This window comes from Paenibacillus ferrarius (genome assembly GCF_002027705.1).
Lineage (GTDB): Bacteria > Bacillota > Bacilli > Paenibacillales > NBRC-103111 > Paenibacillus_E > Paenibacillus_E ferrarius.
The window spans coordinates 41,116-60,083 of record NZ_MBTG01000033.1 but is presented as its reverse complement, the minus strand read 5'-3'; the positions used below and the strand labels follow the sequence as shown (position 1 = coordinate 60,083).

15 protein-coding genes and 1 riboswitch are annotated in these 18,968 nt (G+C 47.8%); of the genes, 13 read left to right on the top strand and 2 right to left on the bottom strand.

All coding sequences use genetic code 11. The annotated features are described in order from the left end of the window. Positions 1–4: 4 nt before the first annotated feature. From BC351_RS28515 to BC351_RS28475, 9 genes are all read left to right on the top strand, one after another. Positions 5–1,663, top strand: coding sequence for a response regulator (locus BC351_RS28515; protein WP_079417391.1), 1,659 nt, complete (start codon positions 5–7; stop codon positions 1,661–1,663). 114 nt (positions 1,664–1,777) lie between these two features. Next, positions 1,778–3,466 (top strand): cache domain-containing sensor histidine kinase, encoded by a 1,689-nt coding sequence (locus tag BC351_RS28510; protein ID WP_079417425.1) that lies wholly within the window; start codon positions 1,778–1,780, stop codon positions 3,464–3,466. 23 nt (positions 3,467–3,489) lie between these two features. Continuing rightward, positions 3,490–4,473, top strand: a complete 984-nt coding sequence (locus BC351_RS28505) for a substrate-binding domain-containing protein (protein WP_079417389.1) — start codon at positions 3,490–3,492, stop codon at positions 4,471–4,473. A gap of 108 nt (positions 4,474–4,581) precedes the next feature. Beyond that, complete coding sequence (locus tag BC351_RS28500) at positions 4,582–5,661, top strand: galactose ABC transporter substrate-binding protein (RefSeq protein WP_079417387.1); 1,080 nt, start codon at positions 4,582–4,584, stop codon at positions 5,659–5,661. A gap of 141 nt (positions 5,662–5,802) precedes the next feature. Beyond that, positions 5,803–7,317 (top strand): sugar ABC transporter ATP-binding protein, encoded by a 1,515-nt coding sequence (locus BC351_RS28495; protein ID WP_079417385.1) that lies wholly within the window; start codon positions 5,803–5,805, stop codon positions 7,315–7,317. A gap of 17 nt (positions 7,318–7,334) precedes the next feature. Continuing rightward, positions 7,335–8,366 (top strand): galactose/methyl galactoside ABC transporter permease MglC, encoded by a 1,032-nt coding sequence (mglC, locus tag BC351_RS28490; protein WP_079417383.1) that lies wholly within the window; start codon positions 7,335–7,337, stop codon positions 8,364–8,366. A gap of 115 nt (positions 8,367–8,481) precedes the next feature. Then, on the top strand, positions 8,482–10,215 hold the full coding sequence (locus BC351_RS28485; protein WP_158082255.1) for a methyl-accepting chemotaxis protein: 1,734 nt from the start codon (positions 8,482–8,484) through the stop codon (positions 10,213–10,215). A 353-nt stretch (positions 10,216–10,568) separates the two neighbouring features. Continuing rightward, entirely contained in the window at positions 10,569–11,234 is a 666-nt protein-coding gene (locus tag BC351_RS28480) for a TVP38/TMEM64 family protein (protein WP_158082254.1), read from the top strand. A gap of 174 nt (positions 11,235–11,408) precedes the next feature. Next, positions 11,409–12,419: an LLM class flavin-dependent oxidoreductase gene (locus tag BC351_RS28475; RefSeq protein ID WP_208629862.1), complete on the top strand. Its 1,011-nt coding sequence runs from the start codon at positions 11,409–11,411 to the stop codon at positions 12,417–12,419. Between the two features lie 3 nt (positions 12,420–12,422). Here the strand turns inward: BC351_RS28475 and BC351_RS28470 are convergent, their stop codons facing one another. After that, complete coding sequence (locus BC351_RS28470; protein WP_079417377.1) at positions 12,423–12,734, bottom strand: hypothetical protein; 312 nt, start codon at positions 12,732–12,734, stop codon at positions 12,423–12,425. Positions 12,735–12,806: 72 nt separating this feature from the next. On the opposite strand from BC351_RS28470, the gene infC reads away from it, so the two are divergent. Continuing rightward, a complete protein-coding gene (gene infC, locus BC351_RS28465; protein WP_079417375.1) occupies positions 12,807–13,292 on the top strand; it encodes a translation initiation factor IF-3 in 486 nt (161 codons plus the stop codon). 270 nt (positions 13,293–13,562) lie between these two features. Here the strand turns inward: infC and BC351_RS28460 are convergent, their stop codons facing one another. After that, a complete protein-coding gene (locus tag BC351_RS28460) occupies positions 13,563–14,432 on the bottom strand; it encodes a C39 family peptidase (RefSeq protein WP_079417373.1) in 870 nt (289 codons plus the stop codon). Positions 14,433–14,585: 153 nt separating this feature from the next. Next, a riboswitch (cyclic di-GMP riboswitch) is annotated at positions 14,586–14,671 on the top strand. 75 nt (positions 14,672–14,746) lie between these two features. Here BC351_RS28460 and BC351_RS28455 point away from each other — a divergent pair. From BC351_RS28455 to BC351_RS28445, 3 genes are all read left to right on the top strand, one after another. Then, entirely contained in the window at positions 14,747–17,101 is a 2,355-nt protein-coding gene (locus BC351_RS28455) for an EAL domain-containing protein (RefSeq protein WP_158082253.1), read from the top strand. Positions 17,102–17,191: 90 nt separating this feature from the next. Beyond that, a complete protein-coding gene (locus BC351_RS28450) occupies positions 17,192–17,698 on the top strand; it encodes a hypothetical protein (protein ID WP_079417369.1) in 507 nt (168 codons plus the stop codon). Then, positions 17,695–18,942: a M48 family metallopeptidase gene (locus BC351_RS28445; protein WP_079417367.1), complete on the top strand. Its 1,248-nt coding sequence runs from the start codon at positions 17,695–17,697 to the stop codon at positions 18,940–18,942. The genes BC351_RS28450 and BC351_RS28445 overlap by 4 nt, the downstream gene beginning before the upstream one ends. Positions 18,943–18,968: the final 26 nt, after the last annotated feature.

Sequence of the window (18,968 nt, the reverse complement as noted above, 5' to 3'; positions counted from 1 at the left end):
GATCATGTACAAGCTGTTATTAGTGGATGACGAAGAGGATGTACGCGAAGGTGTCGTCCGAGAAGTTGATTGGGACGCGATTGGCTTTGAAGTGGTAGAGACAGCAGAGAACGGCAGAGAAGCACTGGAAATGGTCGAAAGATTGCAGCCGGATTTGGTAGTAACGGATATTCAGATGCCGTTCATGAACGGACTTCAGCTTGCTGAGGCAATCCGGGAGCGTTTTCCGACGATTAAGCTCATTATTCTGACGGGGCATGATGAGTTCGAGTATGCTCAGAAGGCGATTAAGCTGCATATTGATGAATACGTGCTGAAGCCGTTTTCCGCTCAGGAAGTCATCCATGCCTTACTCAAGGTCAAGGCGCAGATTCAGAAGGAAGTGGCGCATCGGGAAGATGTTCAGTTATTGAAGGAGCATTATCGGAAAAGTATGCCTGTGCTGAAGGAGAACTTCCTGGCGACGCTCATGAATCGGAAGCTTCCGCGAGATGAGGTCTATGAGAAAGCAGCGAATTACGGGATCGACCTTAGCGGCAACGGGTATGTTGTGGCGGTACTGAGCATTGATGGCATGTTGATTCATGAAGATGATCTGGAGAATCGCAGCGAGTTGGCGAAGTCTGTTTCTTTGAAATATTCCGAGGATCAGGCGCTCAAATATTTTGCCTTGCTTAATATTACGGAGGAAATCGCAGAGAAGCACGGGCTGGGCCTCGTTTTTATGCATAATGATGAGGTTGTCGTGTTAGGCGCCAGGGAAAGCAGGGATAGAGATACGGCGCTTCAAGAAACAATGAAGATGTTGGAAGAAGTCCGTCAGAACGTAGAGAAATATTTGAAGTTCACGTTAACGGTAGGGATTGGCACGGTGATGAATGATGTCACGAAGCTCAGCTATTCGTACGAAGATGCTGTGCTTGCCCTTGATTACAGGCTTATTCTGGGCAACAACCGGATCATTTGCATCGATGATGTGGAGAAGCGGGCCGTCGAGAAAATTCGCTTTGATGATGTGAAAGAGCATGCGCTGACGCGCTGCATTAAAGTGGGAACGAATCTGGAGATTCGCGAGACGATGGATGAGCTGTTTCAGGGAATAGAGGGGGGTGTTTCCGTTAAGGACTACCAAATCTATTTGCTTGAAATATTAACTTGTATTCTGAAGGCAGCGAAGGATTCAAACCTGAATGTGGACGAGGTATTCGGGGACAACTTCGTTCCTTTTACCGAGATTAATAAATTCACCTCACTGGAAGCAGCCAAGCACTGGCTTGTTGATTTATGCGCGAATATGATGAATCATATTGCGACCGATCGGCAATATACCTACAAGAATCTTGTCGAGATGGCCAAGGATTATACGAGAAGCCATTATCACGAAGGGGATATCAACATCAATAAAGTGTGCGGCCATCTGCATATCAGCGCAGGCTATTTCAGCAGTATTTTCAAAAAAGAGACGAAAATGACGTTCGTGAACTATTTGAACCATATTCGGATGGAAGCGGCCAAGGAGCTGCTGCGTTCAACTGATATGAAAGCGCTGGAAATCGCGGAGAAGGTTGGCTATGCCGATGCCAATTACTTCAGTTTCTCTTTCCGCAAAAATGTCGGAATTTCCCCAAAAGAGTATCGCAATAACAATGAAAAAGGGTTGTAAGGGCTGCAGAGTGGGGGTGAAGGCTTGAAACAAAAAGTAAAATCCATAGCCAAGTCCTTATATGATGTGCTGTTGGATACGGTGAGGGTGAAGAGCATTCAATTTACGATTACGATGTCGTTTATTCTCATTACGGTGATCGTGATGCTGGTCGTTTCGCTCGTGCTGTACAGTAAATTTTCCAAAACGGCGGAAGAGAATGCGTTCCTGAATACGCAGCAGGTGATTGAACAAGTCCAGTTTAACCTGGAAAACTATATTAAAGGGATGGCCGATACGTTCGAGGTGGTGGATGCCAAGGTGGCGAAAAGCCGCGGCATTCCGTCGGACAAGCTGCTCGAGCAGTTGGACACCATCGCCAGCACACGCGAGGATATCGTTTCTATTAACCTGTTTACGGCCGATGGCGGCCTTGTTACAGGCATTCACACGACCGAGATGCGTAAAAACACGCGCCTTCTCGAACAGTCGTGGTTTCGTTCTGCCCTCGATAATCCCAACCATCTGACATTTTCGCTGCCGCATATTCAGAATCTCTTCAAGGACCCTTACAAGTGGGTGGTCTCGATGAGCAAAGGGGTTTCTATTATGCATGATGGGAAATGGCAAGATGCCGTTCTGCTGGTAGATGTGAATTTCAAAACGCTGGATGATGTATTTCGGACGGTTTCTTTGGGCAAAAAGGGGTACGTTTACATTATTGATGATTCTGCCGGGAACATTGTGTATCACCCGCAGCAGCAGCTTATCTATATTGGTTTGAAATATGAAAATGTGGAGCAGGCGCTCAAATTCTCCTATGGCAAGTATATGGATGTCAGCGAGGGGGAATCCAGGCTTAATGTCGTGCGGACCGTTAATAACATTGGCTGGAAAATCATCGGTGTTTCTTATCTGGATGAGATGATGACGACCCGCAAGGAAGTAAGCACGTTCATGATTTGGCTGCTGGTTATTGTGCTTATTTTTATTTTATTGATTTCCTCTTTCATGTCAGCGCGCATATCCAAGCCAATCAAACGCCTGAAGAAGTCCATGGAAATGGTGGAGAAGGGAGACTTCGATACGTATATCCATGTTCGCGGCGCGGATGAGGTCGAGCAGCTTTCGCGCAGATTCAACCTCATGGTTTCACGGGTTCGAGAGTTGATGGATCAGAGCATTCTAGAGCAGGAAACGAAGCGGAAGAACGAGCTGGAGGTTCTGCAATCGCAGATTAATCCGCATTTTTTATACAATACACTCAATTCGGTCGTGCGGATGGTCGGCAATGGGCGCAATGAAGAGGTCGTAACGACGATCACTTCTTTATCGAAATTTTTCCGTATTTCCCTCAGCAAAGGGAAGAACATCATCACCATCGGAGAAGAGATCGAGCATATTCGCAATTATTTGATTATCCAGAAGATGCGGTATAAGGATAAGTTCGACTACGACATTCAGGTGGATGAAGACGTATTGTCCTACAAGACTTTGAAGTTAATTTTGCAGCCATTTGTAGAAAATGCCCTATATCACGGCATTGAATATATGGTCGATGAAGGTCACATTCATATATCTGCCAGCAAAATCAACGACAAGATTCTGTTTCAGATTCGCGATAACGGGGTTGGTATGTCCGAAGAAACGCTCGCTGCTATTTTGTCCGGTCAAGTAAAAAGTGAAAAGGGCTCCGGTGTGGGGCTTCGCAATGTCCATGAGCGTATTCAGCTCTATTTCGGCTTCGACTATGGAGTTCATGTAGAAAGTGAGCTTGAGGAAGGGACTTTAGTCAAGATCTGGATTCCCGCGGAGGAGTTATAGACGATGAATAGGAAGGAGAAACGATGGATAAAACAATGAAACAACTAGGCCCCTTGCTGTTTGCCATCCTGATCGCTGTCGTCTCCGTGTCCTCCTGCTCGCGACAAACCGAAATCACCCCAACGGAACAGAAAAGGCATTTGGAAGTCGTGCTTAGGAGCCAAAACGGTGATTATTGGAAAACGGTAAAGATGGGTGCAGAGGTAGCTGCCAAAGAATTTGATGTTGCTTTGGATTTCCGCGCACCTGGTGACGAGGCCGATGTGTTGGGACAAATTGCTTTGGTAGAGCAATCCATTAGCAGCAGACCGGATGCTATTGTTCTGGCGTCGAACGATTACAAGGAGCTTTCTCAGGTCGTTGAGGATGCAGCGGGCATGGGCATTCCTGTTATTACGATCGATTCGGAAGTAGAGTCTCCTAAAGCGAAGAGCTTTATAGGGGCTAACAACTATGAAGCAGGGCGACTGGCAGGGAAGCAGCTCATTAAACTCGCTGGCACCAGCGGACAGATCGCCATCGTAAGTTTTAAGCAAGGGGAGCGCAATACAGAACTCCGGGAGCAAGGTCTTCTGGATGAAATATCGAAATACACAGATGTTCACGTTGTGGACAAGGTGTATAGTTTGACGGATCGCGAGGTTGCCTCGCAGATGACGCAAAGTATTGTGGAGAAGAATCCGGATTTGGACGGGATTGTTGCGTTGAATGAGATTTCTTCGATCGGCGTGGCCGATGCTGTACAGCGGTTGAATGTGCAGGACAAGATCAAGATTATCACCTTCGACAGCACTTCTGAAGAGCTGGAGCTGCTGCAAGAAGGCGTTATTCAAGCGACGATTGTTCAAAATCCCTTCAGCATCGGCTATTTAGGCGTCAAGAACGCGGTCGAAGCTTCCAAGGGGAAAAAGGTTCCAAACCGCGTAGACACAGGGATTAGGGCGATTGACCTCGAGAATATGTTCTGGTCGGACAATCAGAAGCTGTTATTTCCCTTCATAAAGTGATGAGAATTTCGATAGAACATGTGAGGATATTGCATTTGTTTTGAACATGCGATCCCGTATAGTAGGAAATGTAAATAAACAAAACAACCTTTTAGGGAGGGTCTTACTTTGAAAAAACTTCTTACTCTTGCAGTGGCAGGCGCATTGGTAGCAACCGTTGTAGGCTGCGGCAATAAAACAGAAACAGCAACACCAGCTCCGGCAGCATCTACAGGTGCAGCAGCGACAGCAACGCCTAAAGCAGCTGACACAGGTAAAAAACCGACAATCGGTGTAGCGATCTATAAATTTGATGATACTTTCATGTCTGGTGTTCGCGCAGCGATCGCTGATGCTGCAAAGGATAAAGCAACGGTTGATATCGTAGACAGCCAAAACTCTCAACCCACACAAAATGATAAAGTTGACCTTTTCATCACGAAAAAAGTAAACGCTCTAGCGATCAACGCGGTTGACCGTACAGCGGCAGGCGTGATCATCGACAAAGCGAAAGCAGCGAATGTACCGGTTGTTTTCTTGAACCGCGAGCCTTTGGCTGATGACATGAAGAAATGGGATAAAGTTTACTACGTAGGCGCTAAAGCCGAGCAATCCGGTACAATGGAAGGCCAATTGCTGGTTGACTACTTCAAAGCTCATCCGGAAGCAGACAAAAACAAAGACGGTAAAATCCAATACGTGATGCTTAAAGGCGAGCCAGGACATCAAGATGCTGAGCTTCGCACGAAGTTCTCCATCCAAGCGATTACGGATGCAGGCATGGGTGTAGAAAAAGTAGCAGAAGACACAGCGATGTGGGACCGTGTTAAAGGCCAAGAAAAAATGGCAGCCTTCCTAGCTTCCAACGAAAGCAAAATCGAAGCAGTTCTTGCGAACAACGATGATATGGCTCTTGGCGCTATCGAAGCTCTGAAAGCAAAAGGCTATTTCAAAGACAATAAATTCTTGCCGGTTGTTGGCGTAGATGCAACAGCTCCTGCTCTTCAAGCGCTTAGCGATGGCACATTGCTCGGAACTGTTCTGAACGATGCCAAAAACCAAGGTGCGGCAACGACGAACGTAGCAACAGCTCTTGCTAACGGCAAAACGCCTAGCAAAGAAACAACGGGTTATGATGTAACTGACGGTAAATATGTATGGATTTCCTACAAAAAGATTACTAAAGAGAACATGAACGAAGCGAAGTAATCCAGAGTGAAGCGGGCAAGAGCAGCAGCGTCGAGCTCTTGCCTTCCTTATTTGGAAACCCGTGCAAAGGCTAAGAGACATAAGCTTCGAAGAAAGGCTTCACTTTGTGGGGATTATCGTGAGCTGGTAGGGGGAATTACCATGACTGCAGACTATTTACTGGAAATGAATCAAATCTCCAAAGAGTTCCCTGGCGTGAAAGCGCTTGATAACGTTACCCTCCAAGTTCGCCCAGGCAGCGTGCATGCATTGATGGGAGAGAACGGGGCTGGGAAGTCGACGTTAATGAAATGTTTGTTCGGTATTTATAAGCCGGATGGAGGAGAAATCAAGCTGAATGGCGAGGTTGTCTCCATTCAGAATTCGAAAGATGCGTTAGCGAACGGTATTTCCATGATTCATCAAGAGCTTCACCCCGTTCCTCATCGCAATGTGATGGAGAACATTTGGCTGGGTCGCTTCCCGCTCAAAGGTATCGGTCCTTTGAAATTAGTCGATCACAAAAAGATGCGCAAAGATACAGAGAGCCTGTTCAAACAACTCCAAATGGATATTAAGCCGGATACCCTTGTGGGAACGCTATCGGTTTCCAAAGTACAATCTATTGAAATTGCTAAGGCGGTTTCCTTCAATTCGAAAGTCATTGTTATGGATGAGCCGACATCGTCGCTAACAGGCAATGAAGTTGAGCAATTGTTTCGCATTATTCGCGATCTAAGAAGTCGTGGCGTTTCTATCATCTATATTTCACATAAAATGGAAGAAATTCTTGAAATCTCGGATGAAGTGACGATTATGCGGGATGGTACCAAAATTGGCACGTGGGCGTCGGCTGATCTTACCACAGATATGATTATTTCCAAGATGGTCGGGCGTGATCTGAAAGAGCGATTTCCTGAGCGCAGCAACGTACCCAATGGTGTATTGATGAAAGTTGAGGGACTGACTTCGGTTGTTCCGAAATCGTTTAAGAATGTTTCTTTTGATCTTCGTAAAGGTGAAATATTAGGCGTTGGCGGTCTGGTTGGCGCACAGCGTACAGAGCTGATTGAAGCCTTGTTCGGAATGAGAGGCTTGGCTGCTGGCAGCATTTCGATGCATGGCAAGCCTGTTAAACTCAAGTCACCAATTGATGCCATTAGAAATAAAATTGCGCTGCTGACGGAAGAGCGCCGTGTTACGGGAATTTTCCCTGTGCTTTCTGTGTTGGAGAACACGGTTATCGCCAATTTGAACCGTTATATGAATCCGCTTGGCTTCATTAATGAAGCGAAACGCAAAGTAGAAGTGGAACGCAGCATTGAGATGCTGCGCGTCAAAACACCGAATATGCATGCGTTAATTAAGAATTTGTCTGGCGGCAACCAGCAAAAGGTGCTACTCGCCAGATGGCTCCTGACAGAGCCCGATGTCCTTCTGCTCGATGAACCGACACGGGGGATCGACGTAGGGGCTAAGTTTGAGATTTACTCCATCATTGCCGATCTTGCGAAACAGGGGAAAAGTATTATCATGATCTCTTCTGAAATGCCGGAGCTACTTGGGATGTCAGACCGAATCATGGTCATGTGCGAAGGGCGCCTTACGGGGATTGTAGATGGAAAGAAAGCAACAGAAGAAGAGATCATGCGCCTTGCTGCACAGCATATGGCATAATGGAGGGGGCAAGAAACATGAGTACTAAGACAGAAACTTTAAAATCCAGAGATATCAGTGGGTTCGTGACCAAATACGCAATTTACATCGTGCTTGTCGTGTTAGTCATCGGAATCGCGATCTATGATCCACGTTTTTTATCGGTGAATATTCTTAGAGATATTTTGCTGCAATCGTCTACACGCGTTATCATCGCCTTGGGTGCTGCATTCATCTTGATTACAGGAGGAACAGATCTTTCGACTGGACGGATCGTTGGTCTGACTGCTGTTATCTCGGCTTCCATGCTGCAAACGCAAGATTACGGTCGCCGATTCTTCCCGGATCTGCCGCATCTGCCGCTCTTGGTTCCGATTATTCTAGCCATTATTGCAGGCTTATTGGTAGGTCTTATTAACGGATTGATTGTAGCGAAATTAAAAGTTCCGCCATTCATTGCGACCCTAGGGACAATGGTTGCGGTATACGGAGCAAACTCCCTTTACTTCGATATGAAGCCGAATCAATCTCAGCCTATCGGTGGCTTGAGACCGGACTTCAGTAAGATCGGCACAGGTTCCATTGGATCAGATGCCACCTATTCGATTCCTTACATTGTCATTATCGCGATCGTCGTTGCCATTATCGTTTGGATCGTTTTCAACAAAACGAAGCTTGGGAAATACATGTATGCCATTGGCGGCAACATTCATGCGGCAACTGTTTCCGGGATCAATGTTAACCGTTACTTAATCTATATCTACTCCATTGCAGGAGCATTGTACGGATTAGCCGGGGTACTGGAAGCAGCAAGAACAGGCGGAGCCACGAACAACTATGGAAATATGTACGAGCTGGATGCCATTGCGGCTTGCGTAGTCGGCGGCGTATCCACTTCCGGTGGTATTGGTACAGTTCCGGGCGTACTTGCCGGTGTATTGATCTTCAGCGTTATCAACTATGGCTTGACGTTCATCGGGATCAGCCCATACTGGCAGCTGATTATCAAAGGTGTCATTATTGTCGCCGCAGTAGCATTCGATATGCGTAAATACATGAACTCGAAATAAGTTAATAGAATAAATAAGTTAATAGATCAAATAAGTGAAGCAGGCTGTCGCAACTTAAGGGCAGTCTGTTATCGCGTCAATTATGAAAGCGGTTACCAAAAAGAGGGGCGTGTTCATGATGGCTAAACTGAGGTCCACTATTTCAAAGAAAACGATTCTAGCATTGTCCTTGAGAAGCAAAATCGTAGGAACCTTCGTCATTGTATCATTACTCGTTGCGGTGACCAGCGGGATGTCATATGCCTATTTAAATAAAGTAGACAGTTCTTACTCTAAGCTGCTTAGTGATAATGTGGCCATTCTGCATCATGTTTCGGAGATCAAGGAGAAAACGCAAATGCAGAACAGTATGCTGCTGGGCTATGTGCTTGATCCAACTCCGGATAAAGAGAAGCTTTTGACGGATATGAACGCAAGGCTTGCTTCGATTATCACTCAGATGGGGGAGCTTGCCCACGTTGAGGACGAGCAAGGTGCCATCCAGTCCATGATCGATTCGAATATGACTTTTGCTCGTCTGGTCAAGAAAGTCACGGAATACGCGAGCAAAGGGAACGCGGCTTTAGCCAAGGCCGAAGCTGCCCAGTGGGCGATCCCAACCACGGAGACATTGACACAGGCGGCAGCGAAAATAGAAGAGCTGGAAAAAGGCATCGAGGATGAAGCAGCTGTGCGCAATCATGATGTGGTTGAATCAACCGTACGAACGCTTATTTGGGTTAGTTTGATCGCATTTCTGTTTGCTTTGGCTATGGGCTTGCTGCTTTCGCGGATGATTGTTACGCCGATGCGTGCCATGGTGCGGGCAGCGGAACGCATCGCTGCTTGTGACTTGACGGTCGGTGACATTCAGGTGAAGAATCAGGATGAATTAAGAGATCTGGCTACTGCTTTTAACCAAATGAAAGTGAATTTACATAGCTTAATTAGTCAAGTAGGAGGCAGTGCCCAGCAGGTGGCTGCCGCTTCGGAAGCACTGAGCAGCAACTCCGAGCAAGTCAGCCAATCCTCAGAACGGATAACGAATACCGTTCAGCTTATCTCGATGGGGACGGATGAACAGGTAAGAAGTATACATCGAGGTGTTGCCATAATGGAGGAAATGTCAGCTGCGGTTATTCAAATTGCGAGCGTAACGCAATCCGCCAACGAGCAGTCCTCACTTGCCCTGCAAGAGGCAGGCGAAGGGAATGCGGCGGTGGAAACAGCGATCGCCCAGATGAATGCGATTCATCAGAAGATGAGGGAGCTGGCGAATTCGGTGCAGCGGCTGGGCGAACGTTCGGAACAAATCGTTCATGCCAACGGTTTGATTGCGAACATTGCGCGACAAACGAATATGCTCGCGCTGAATGCTTCGATAGAAGCGGCTCGTGCCGGGGCTGCTGGCAAAGGTTTTGCGGTTGTGGCCGACGAGGTCCGCAAGCTTTCCATGCAGACAGGAGCGGCGGCGGAAGAAGTGGCTTATTTGGTGACCAGCATTCAGGAGGAAACCAGAGAAGTAGTTCGTTCTACCGAAGCGGGCAGCCGTGAGGTAGAGACCGGTCTTGACGTTGTTGGGGTCGCGCGTGACACCTTCGCGCGGATTCGGGAGGCGATGGACGAGGTCGCCAGACAGATTTCGGAAGTCGCCGGCAGCTCTACGTCCATTTCAGACAAAACCCGAGCTGCGGTAGATGTCATTCAGGCGATTGATCAAGTCGCAGGACAAACCGCTTCGGGAGCGCGAGACGTTTCATCCAATATCGAAGGTCAGTATGCGAGTATGGAGGAAATCGTATCCTCCGCCACCGTCTTGAACGGCATGGCGACGGATTTGCAGACGCTTATTGGCCGATTCCGTGTGTAATTGTTTTGATCGTGAGATTTACGAGATAGAAGTTGAACCGTGGGCGATGCGCCTGCGGTTTTTCTGTTTCGCTGAGGCTGCGACTTGGCTGAGCAAGTGAGGTGCTAACCGTTTAGGAACATCCCAGTTGGAACAACGTTATCGCCAGCAGGAACGGGAGCTTGCCGAGTTGTATGATTGCACATGACATGCGCTGTCGCCGATGGCGAGGCCAGACGGATCTCGGTTCCATTTGCACAACGCTAACCTCATAGCAAACCTCCCATTATTGATAAGTAACCCCGAATTTGTGTAAGATGAAAGGCAAGAATAACATAGAGGCCATTGAATGGTTGCATGGAGGAGGGAGAGCTATGGCGCGCTCGAAGCCGCTTTGGTTGCTGGTGATGTGGTTTCTGGCCGCTGGAGCCGGCCTGCTCGTTTTGAAATGGACTGGGGTGTGGTATAGCTTGGATCTGGACGAAATTACCGAGTGGTTGAGAGACTTAGGACCACTAGGCGGCCTGCTTTATATTATCGTCTACACGCTCCGTCCGTTGGTGCTGTTCCCGGCAACTCCATTAACACTCTATGGGGGCTATGTGTTTGGCGCGTTCTGGGGAACCGTTTATGATTTCATTGGTGCAGGCGCAGGTGCTTTGCTATCTTTTTATATTACGCGAAAATGGGGCCGCAGCAGCTTTCAGCGCATATTGAAGAGCAAGAAGCTGCAATCCTTCGATCAAAAGGCAGAGCAAAGAGGCTTCATGGTCATTTTGTATATGCGTTTGATGCCCTTTTTCCCTTTCGATGGCATTAGCTATGGGGCGGGACTTTCCAAGATTCGTTTCTGGGACTACACATGGGGCACGCTGATCGGAATTATTCCGGGCGCTGTGGTGTATAATGTGTTTGGCGCATCGTTTCAAGAGATTGGCTCATGGAAGTTTTATGCTGCTGTGGGGATGTATGTCCTGTTTGCGGGCGTGCCGCTGCTTATTAACAAGAGACAGGCTGCTAAAGCAAGGAATGGCGTTTAATCAAAATGCTGTCATAAAGTGCTTCTCTTGCCATACACTTTTAGTAAGTATCAAGTTGGATGACATGGATTTTTACAATAAGGGACAATGCCTGTGAGGGTTTGTCCTTTTTCTTTTGTTGGCTGGCCGTTGTATAATCAAGATCAGCAGATGATTCAGAAAGAAGGTATAAATGTGCTGAAGCTAAGTATCCTTGATCAATCGCCGGTTTCCTCCGGATTTACACATAGCGATGCCCTGCAACAAACGCTTGCTTTGGCGCAGACGGCGGATCGCCTCGGTTACACACGCTTCTGGGTATCGGAGCATCACAATTCCAGAGGACTTGCAGGCTCCTCGCCAGAGGTGCTTATTTCTACGCTCGCTGCACGCACAAGCCGCATTCGGCTTGGCTCCGGAGGTGTGCTGCTGCCCCATTACAGCGCCTACAAGGTCGCTGAGAACTTCCGCATGCTCGAGGCGCTGTATCCGGGCCGCATCGACCTTGGCATCGGGCGTGCCCCCGGAGGCACGCCGCATACAGCCAAAGCGCTGCGCGGCGTCAGCGCGGATCTGTTCGAAGGACTGGAGCGATTCCCGGCGCAAGTCACGGATCTGCTCGGGTTCCTCACCGACACGGTGGAGCCCGGTCATGTATTCGAGGGCATCCGCGCCACACCTCTGGTGAGCGGGGTGCCCCAGGTATGGCTGCTCGGCTCCACTGGACAGAGCGGGGTGTACGCCTCGCAGGCAGGCGCAGCGTTCTGCTTCGCGCACTTCATCAACGGAGCGGGAGGGCAGCAAGCGGTGCGCAGCTACCGCAGCTCGTTCCGACCGTCCGCGCTTAATGTCGTGCCGCAGGCGACGGTGTGCATATACGTGCTGTGCGCAGAGACGCAGGCCGAAGCGGAGGGACTTGCCTCTTCTGTGGATCTGCGCATTCTGCAGATGGAAAAAGGCGAATTCACCGGAGTGAAGTCGCCTGAAGAAGCCGCGCAATATAGTTATTCGGATTGGGATCAAACCAGAGTCAGAGACAACCGATCCCGGATGATTGTTGGCGATCCGCAGCAGGTGAGGAAGCAACTGCTGAGCTTGGCTGAAAGCTACCAAGTGGACGAAGTTATGGTCGTTGCCGGCGGCTACACGTGGGAGACGAGAGTACGAACGATTGAATTGCTGGCTGAAGCTTTTAAGCTTCGCTAAGCTTTAGTACCGTTTGTCTCGGGGACGTTTCTCAATTTCCTGTGTGACGATGAAAGCAAGCTCTTCATTGCCGAATAGGGACAAAACGCCAAGCAATGTGTCATCCGGTACTTCTCCGGCTTCCTCTTTGGAGACGGTAAGGGCCAAAGCTTGCTGCAAAGCCTCATTATTAGGCTGGTCGGGATAGGCGCTGTGATATAGCGCTGCCGGATCCAGATTATGGTTAATGCACCACTGGGCAAACACGAGGATCATCATATGTTTCTCACGCTTGTAATTTTCAATCATTTGCTCTTCTAATTGTTTATTATTCATCTAGCAGACAACTCCTTAACAACCTCTTCGTAGGGATGGGTTCATTATAGCGAAAGATTAGGTGTATTCACAATGATTAAAAATGAGAAAATCAAAGCCTCCGAAGTCCACGTCACAGGACTGAACGGAGAGGACCTAGGCATCCTGTCAACGAAGGAAGCATTGACTTTGGCAAAGCAGCTGAAGGTGGACTTGGTCTGCACGTCTTTGATGAGCAGCCCGCCGCCTTGCAAGCTGATCGGCTCCTCTCAAGCGAAGCAAGAGGTTTTGCAGGAAAAGCAGCAAGCCCGCAAACGGGAGCAAGCTCCTAAGGTAAAGGAGCTTCGGCTGACGCCTCAGATCGAAGATCATGACCTGGAGACGAAGCGCCAGCAGGCGCAGCGTATCCTGCAAGCAGGGGATGCCGTGCTGCTCGTTGTGAAGATTTCAGGCAAAGAAGGAGCCAAAGCCAAGGAGCTTCTGGAAGATTTGCTCAAGGAGTTAAGCCCCTATGGGCGCAGGCAAGCAGGCATTCAGCTTAGCGGGAAGCAGGCTGCCGTACAAGTAAATCCCGTATGAACAAAGCATGGACGAGCTCAGGTTAGCTGAGAACGTTCATGCTTTTTTTGTGGTGAAGGAGCCTAGTGGCCTTGGATGTTGAAAAGGAACTAGGATACGCTATTTCGTTGAAAATAGGTGGAATTCTGGTTAAGGGGGAACTATGGTACGCTATTTGCCTCATTTTGAGCGAATTGTGGCTTGTCGACAATAAATAACGTATCCTAGTTCCGTTTCATGCTCATTTCGCCCTGTTATCCCTAAATAGCGTAACGTAGTTCCGCTTCAATGCTAGTTGTTCACTATAATTGCTTGTGAACCCATCAGCTCCCACGCGCTTCTGAAATCTGCGATGCCGTATGATTCTCGCTTTCCTGTCATAGGATCGTTCAGATAGGCAGTGTCCTCATCCCAGCCGGTTAAAAGCAAAGCATGCTCCGGCTGATACCATTGTACCAGCTGATCATCTTCATCCTCCCACTCCAAGTCGAGATATGGCGTGTCCATATGCTCAGTTGCCCAGACCATTGCGGGCCTGCCGCTAGAAATAACAGCCAGCAGCTCCTCGAACGAGGCTCCTGAGATGTCCTTCACTCGCCCAGGCAGCCAATGCTCCATCATATGGGCTATCGGCTTATGATAGATTCCGTAGCCGATGCCATAAGGATCACCGACAAAGACGTCCTGCGGGTTGCCTCCTACAAAAGCGCCATCTTCGTTCTCATACGGCATGGGACCTCTGGGAAGGGCATCAGCCACTTCTTCTTTGGTAACAGGTACTCCTGCCCAGTTTAGCAGCATGGTGGCAGCGACAGCTTCACAGCCATTGGGCAATTCGGGGAGTTGAGAGATAGCAGGGATCGACTGCAAAGGAGCCTGCTGATCTTGATTGGATGGTAGAGAGGCGGCAAGCGGCGTTAATGTGTTTAAGGTTGAAATAGCTGCTGATGTTGGTGTCGAAGCTGGTGAGGACGCAGGTGCAGCTGATTTTGCAGGAGCATCCGCAGGTGTTGATCCAGCAACGGATGCAGGCGCGGGCTCAGCCGCAGCGTTAGCCGAAGCCTTGCTTGCAGACTGCTCGAGAGCAGGCGAAGTATCATTAGCAAAGGCAATACCCAAGAAAGTGAAAACCACAAGAAAGCTCAAAACTATTTTTTTCATATCCGTCTCACTTCCAATTTTAACTGTTTTTTCATTACAACATGGTCATCTTGGAAAAGCAATGGCATCCCTTAAGTTGACGGCAAATCAGTTCCCATGTTATAAAATAAATAGGAATAAAGTCCCAGATTAAAATAAGCGAATAATCCGTAAAAGAGATAAGGGCAAACTTGATGAAAGTCAAGGACGCAAAGCTAGAGGGGCTACTCGATCATGTCGAATGCCAGCCAGTTCCCGCTTTTAGGTGATGAAGAAACCTTGAAGCAAGGTTTCTTTTTGTTGATTACGAGGTACTCAGGATGAGGAGCGGCTGTATGTTAACTTCGTTTATTTCGTTATGGTTGTATGTCATTCCGATCGCAGCCTTGATAAGCATGGCCTTGGAAGTGTTCAGGCGGAATCGGTACAGCTCACTCAACCAAATAGCGGCCGTCTGCTTTTTTGTAACGGTCATTCCTTATATGGGGAACTTTATCATCAGCTTTGCACCCGCATCTTACTCAAGGCTAATTGTGCTTTGGGTCATGTATTTTCCCTCTTTTATTTTAATGTCTTTGATGCTTCATTTTTGTCTGCGATTAACAGGGAGATTTCAAAAATTGTCGAAATTTTCTATCTTTTTATTGTGTTATGGGCCTTTAGTACCAAGCGTGGTGCTTTTGATGCCTTTTTCATGGATTTCGGTTCAGCTTATACATGTGGGTCCTTGGAAGATAGACAAATGGAGCAGTGGTCTGCAAGCTCTTACTCTGGGAACCAGTGTATATGCCTTGATGATTTGCCTAGTCCTTTTGGTGGCTGGTATTCAGCATGTGAAACGTTATGATTTGCATTTGAAACGCAAGCAAATCCGCATTATGTTCGTGGGATATATAACGACTTATATATGGGGTATGTTTTTTTCGTTAATCAATTTCTCGCACGTGTGGGGTGGGCGTATCAATTTCCCAGACCTTTCGATGCTTTCCATGCTTTGCTTTGGATTTTTCTTGCGCTATGCGATGGTGAAGTACGATTTTCTGCCTTCGATCGATAGGACCTACCATACACTGTATGAGGTTTCTCCGGTGTCTATTATTGTTGTCAATCAAGATGGGATGATTATTGATTTCAATCCGCAAGCGGCTAAGCTGCTGGAATGCCAGACAAACGATTTGATGTTTTATCATATTGGGAAATTTCTGGTTGAGGATGAGCTGGCAGATGAGTGTTTTTTCAGCCATACGATGACGGGTGAGCGTTCGATTATTACGTTGACAGGAGAGGTAAAGCATGTCATTGCGGAGAGCCAGTATTTGAAATCTCAGGAAGATTTGCTTCATTATATGGTATGGAGGGAAGTGCGGCAAGACGTGACGGCCGAGCAGAAAGCCCGTTACCTCGTCCAGCACGATAGTTTGACAGGACTCGCTAATCGTGCATCTTTCCAAGCTGATTTGGAGGAACATTTGGCCCATCTCAGCTCACGTTCTTTGGCAGTAATCCTATTGAATATCGATCAATTCAAACAAATTGAGGCCGCGCTAGGCTCAGGGGCGGGAGATTCGCTGCTGAGGAATATGGCGGAGCTGCTAAGAAGGACGACTCCGGCAAGCAACAGGATTGCACGCTTTGGAGATGATAACTTTGCTTTGATTGTGCCGGAAGTGAATAATCAGAGTGAAATTGAAAATATCGCTGTGGACATCCTGGTTGCTTGCAATCATTGGTTTGCTTTTGAAGGGAAGGGTATGCCTGTCACGATAAGTATGGGAGTATGCCAATCGCCACACCATGGGACGCACGGCGACGAGCTGATTCATTATGCTGAGATGGCGATCTATGAAGCAAGAAAAAGGGGTCCGGGAGGCTTCATCATCTATGAGCCTGCTCTTCAACGAGCGGAGCAGCATCAGTATTTGCAACATCTGGGCATCCTAAAGGGAATTGAAGAAGACGAGTTCGTGCTGCATTACCAGCCTTTGATCGAGATGGAAACAGGCCATATTATCGGTGTAGAAGCTCTGATTCGCTGGATAAGGCCAGGCATTGGCTTCTTCCCGCCGGATGCATTTATGGTTGCCGCTGAGGATGATGACAGTATTATCGGTATTGGATATTGGGTATTGCAAACAGTATGTGAACAACTGCGGCGCTGGGAGCAAGAGGGTCTGTCAACGCTGCTCGTATCCGTGAATTTATCGAAAAAGCAGTTCTTGGAGCCTAATTTTCTCACAAGACTGAAGGAAACCTTGCAACAAACGGGAGTAAATCCGGCCCAGCTTTGTTTAGAAATAAAAGAGCAAACAGCTTTATACGATAAAAGTAAAGCGCACCAGCTTTTTAAGCAGATTCAAAGCCTAGGGGTGAAATTGTCGATTGACGATTTCGGAACGGGTCAAGCGTCCACTTCGCTATTGCATGACCTGCCCTTCGATGCCGTGAAGATGGAGCCAACTTTCATCAAGGAGATGCTGAGCAGCGAGAAGAACCAAACTGCGGTACATACCTGGATCACTTTATCGCATAGTTTAGGCAAGCGCGTTATTGCCAAAAGGGTAGAAGATTTTGAACAATGGGAGCTGTTAGCCAAAATGGGCTGCGATGAGATTCAAGGGTATTTCTTGAGCAGACCGCTTGAAGCGCATCATATCATTAAATTTATGAATCAAAAATTGGTAGGAGCGTAGGAGCATAGGAGCATAACCCTGTGACGCATAAGCTCATAGATCAGGGTAAACTGGTAAAAAAAGACCCGATTACGAATATGAGGGAAGCTTATGAATAAACATGAAGATGAGAAGAAGGCGATGGAGCTCGCCGCTGTAGATATTTTTCTGGCATTATACAATAGAAATAATCCGATTGACCTGCGATTGATTCAGCAGCAAGAGAAGCCAGACGCCCTTCTTGAAGATGAAGCCTCTCATCCAATCGGGCTTGAAGTCACTCATTTGTTCTATGATACCGAAGAGGCAAGAAGAATGATGTCGCTGTCTGAGCTGACAAGACCTGGCCCCGAATTACTGGAAACTTTTATTAAGGTCATTAATGACCGAATTCGCACGAAGGAGCACAAGTTTAAAGACTATTCCCATGATTACCCATGTATGCTGCTTATACGCAATGTCTCGCTCTTATTCGGTATGTCCGATATCCTAGGCATGAAGAATAAGCTGGTGCTCCCAGAAGGCTATTTCACGCAAGTATGGTTGTTATCCCGAGATTTTACACCGGACTGGCTACTGATCAATTTATCGACTATGGATGATGGAGGCAGGGAATGAAGCGTCTGTATGCGGTACTTATCGCTGTTTTTGGTGTGTATGCGTTGGCCTCGATTATTTATTTTCTGAAAGGGGATCTATTCCACATACCGCTTGCGCTTGTTGGTTCCAAGGCAGACCCGCATACGTTCATGACGGCCCAAGAAATCGGAAATGCGGAATCCTTATCGCGTATTCGTTCATTGGCTTACTTCCTTAGCTCACCGCTGCAAATGGGGCTGCTGCTCGTACTCCTTGGCGTCGGCGTTAAATTTCGCATGGCAGCGGAGAAGCTGTTTAAAGCTTCTTTTCTCCAAATCGTTGTTTTTGTGCTTTTGTTTACGCTGCTTATGGACGTGCTCTTCCTGCCGGTGGATTACTTCCTGTATAAAATGGATCAGTCATACGGCATATCGACGGAGACTTTATTCACCTTTTGGAGCGATAAAGGGAAAGACTTTGTCCTTAATCTTCTGGGATCGATTGTGATGGTTCTCATTTTCAAATGGGTGCTGAAACGGAGTCCCAATCGTTGGTGGCTGTGGTTCTGGCTTATTTCGATCCCGCTTATTCTATTCCTGACGTTCATTCAGCCTGTAGTGCTCGATCCTTTGTATAATGATTTTCAGCCGCTGCAGGATCAAGTGCTGAAGGAGCAGATTCTCCAGCTTGCCGCCCAATCGCATATCCCGGCTGATCAGGTGTACCAAGTGAATATGTCGGAGAGGACTTCGGCAATTAATGCTTATGTGAACGGGATCGGAGGCAACGCTCGCATTGTTCTATGGGACACGATACTGAATAAGCTGCAGCCGGATGAGATATTAACGGTCATGGCCCATGAAATGGGTCATTATGTAGAGCGGCACATCTATCTGGGCATCGCCTATGGCATCGCGCTTAGTTTTATTGGCTTTTGGCTGGCCTTCCATGCATATCGATGGTTTCTAGGGCGGTGGGGGGCTCGCTGGGGGATTCGAGGAGAACACGATTTAGCGGCGCTTCCTGTTCTACTGCTAATCGCAACCGTCATGAGCTTCGCTTCGGCGCCTGCCCAGAATGCATTCTCAAGGGTGATCGAGCATAGAGCGGATGTGTATTCTATGAAAATGACGGGAGATGGCCGCGCGGCGATTCGCGCTTTTCAGCAAATTGCTAAGGTCAATTTAAGCCCAGTTACCCAGCCGAAGCTCGTTCAATGGTTTCGAGGCTCGCATCCTACGATCATGGAGCGTATTTTGTATTTTGAGCATTATGATCACTAAACACATTAATCATGAAAAAGCACGAA

What these genes read in the sequence shown, in the direction of transcription:
- BC351_RS28455 (WP_158082253.1), top strand. Translation starts at nt 14,747, where the DNA reads ATGTTAACTTCGTTTATTTCGTTATGGTTGTATGTCATTCCGATCGCA.
- BC351_RS28495 (WP_079417385.1), top strand. Translation starts at nt 5,803, where the DNA reads ATGACTGCAGACTATTTACTGGAAATGAATCAAATCTCCAAAGAGTTC.
- BC351_RS28515 (WP_079417391.1), top strand. Translation starts at nt 5, where the DNA reads ATGTACAAGCTGTTATTAGTGGATGACGAAGAGGATGTACGCGAAGGT.
- BC351_RS28445 (WP_079417367.1), top strand. Translation starts at nt 17,695, where the DNA reads ATGAAGCGTCTGTATGCGGTACTTATCGCTGTTTTTGGTGTGTATGCG.
- infC (WP_079417375.1), top strand. Translation starts at nt 12,807, where the DNA reads ATGATTAAAAATGAGAAAATCAAAGCCTCCGAAGTCCACGTCACAGGA.
- BC351_RS28450 (WP_079417369.1), top strand. Translation starts at nt 17,192, where the DNA reads ATGAATAAACATGAAGATGAGAAGAAGGCGATGGAGCTCGCCGCTGTA.
- BC351_RS28485 (WP_158082255.1), top strand. Translation starts at nt 8,482, where the DNA reads ATGATGGCTAAACTGAGGTCCACTATTTCAAAGAAAACGATTCTAGCA.
- mglC (WP_079417383.1), top strand. Translation starts at nt 7,335, where the DNA reads ATGAGTACTAAGACAGAAACTTTAAAATCCAGAGATATCAGTGGGTTC.
- BC351_RS28480 (WP_158082254.1), top strand. Translation starts at nt 10,569, where the DNA reads ATGGCGCGCTCGAAGCCGCTTTGGTTGCTGGTGATGTGGTTTCTGGCC.
- BC351_RS28460 (WP_079417373.1), bottom strand. Translation starts at nt 14,432, where the DNA reads ATGAAAAAAATAGTTTTGAGCTTTCTTGTGGTTTTCACTTTCTTGGGT.
- BC351_RS28470 (WP_079417377.1), bottom strand. Translation starts at nt 12,734, where the DNA reads ATGAATAATAAACAATTAGAAGAGCAAATGATTGAAAATTACAAGCGT.
- BC351_RS28505 (WP_079417389.1), top strand. Translation starts at nt 3,490, where the DNA reads ATGGATAAAACAATGAAACAACTAGGCCCCTTGCTGTTTGCCATCCTG.
- BC351_RS28510 (WP_079417425.1), top strand. Translation starts at nt 1,778, where the DNA reads ATGTCGTTTATTCTCATTACGGTGATCGTGATGCTGGTCGTTTCGCTC.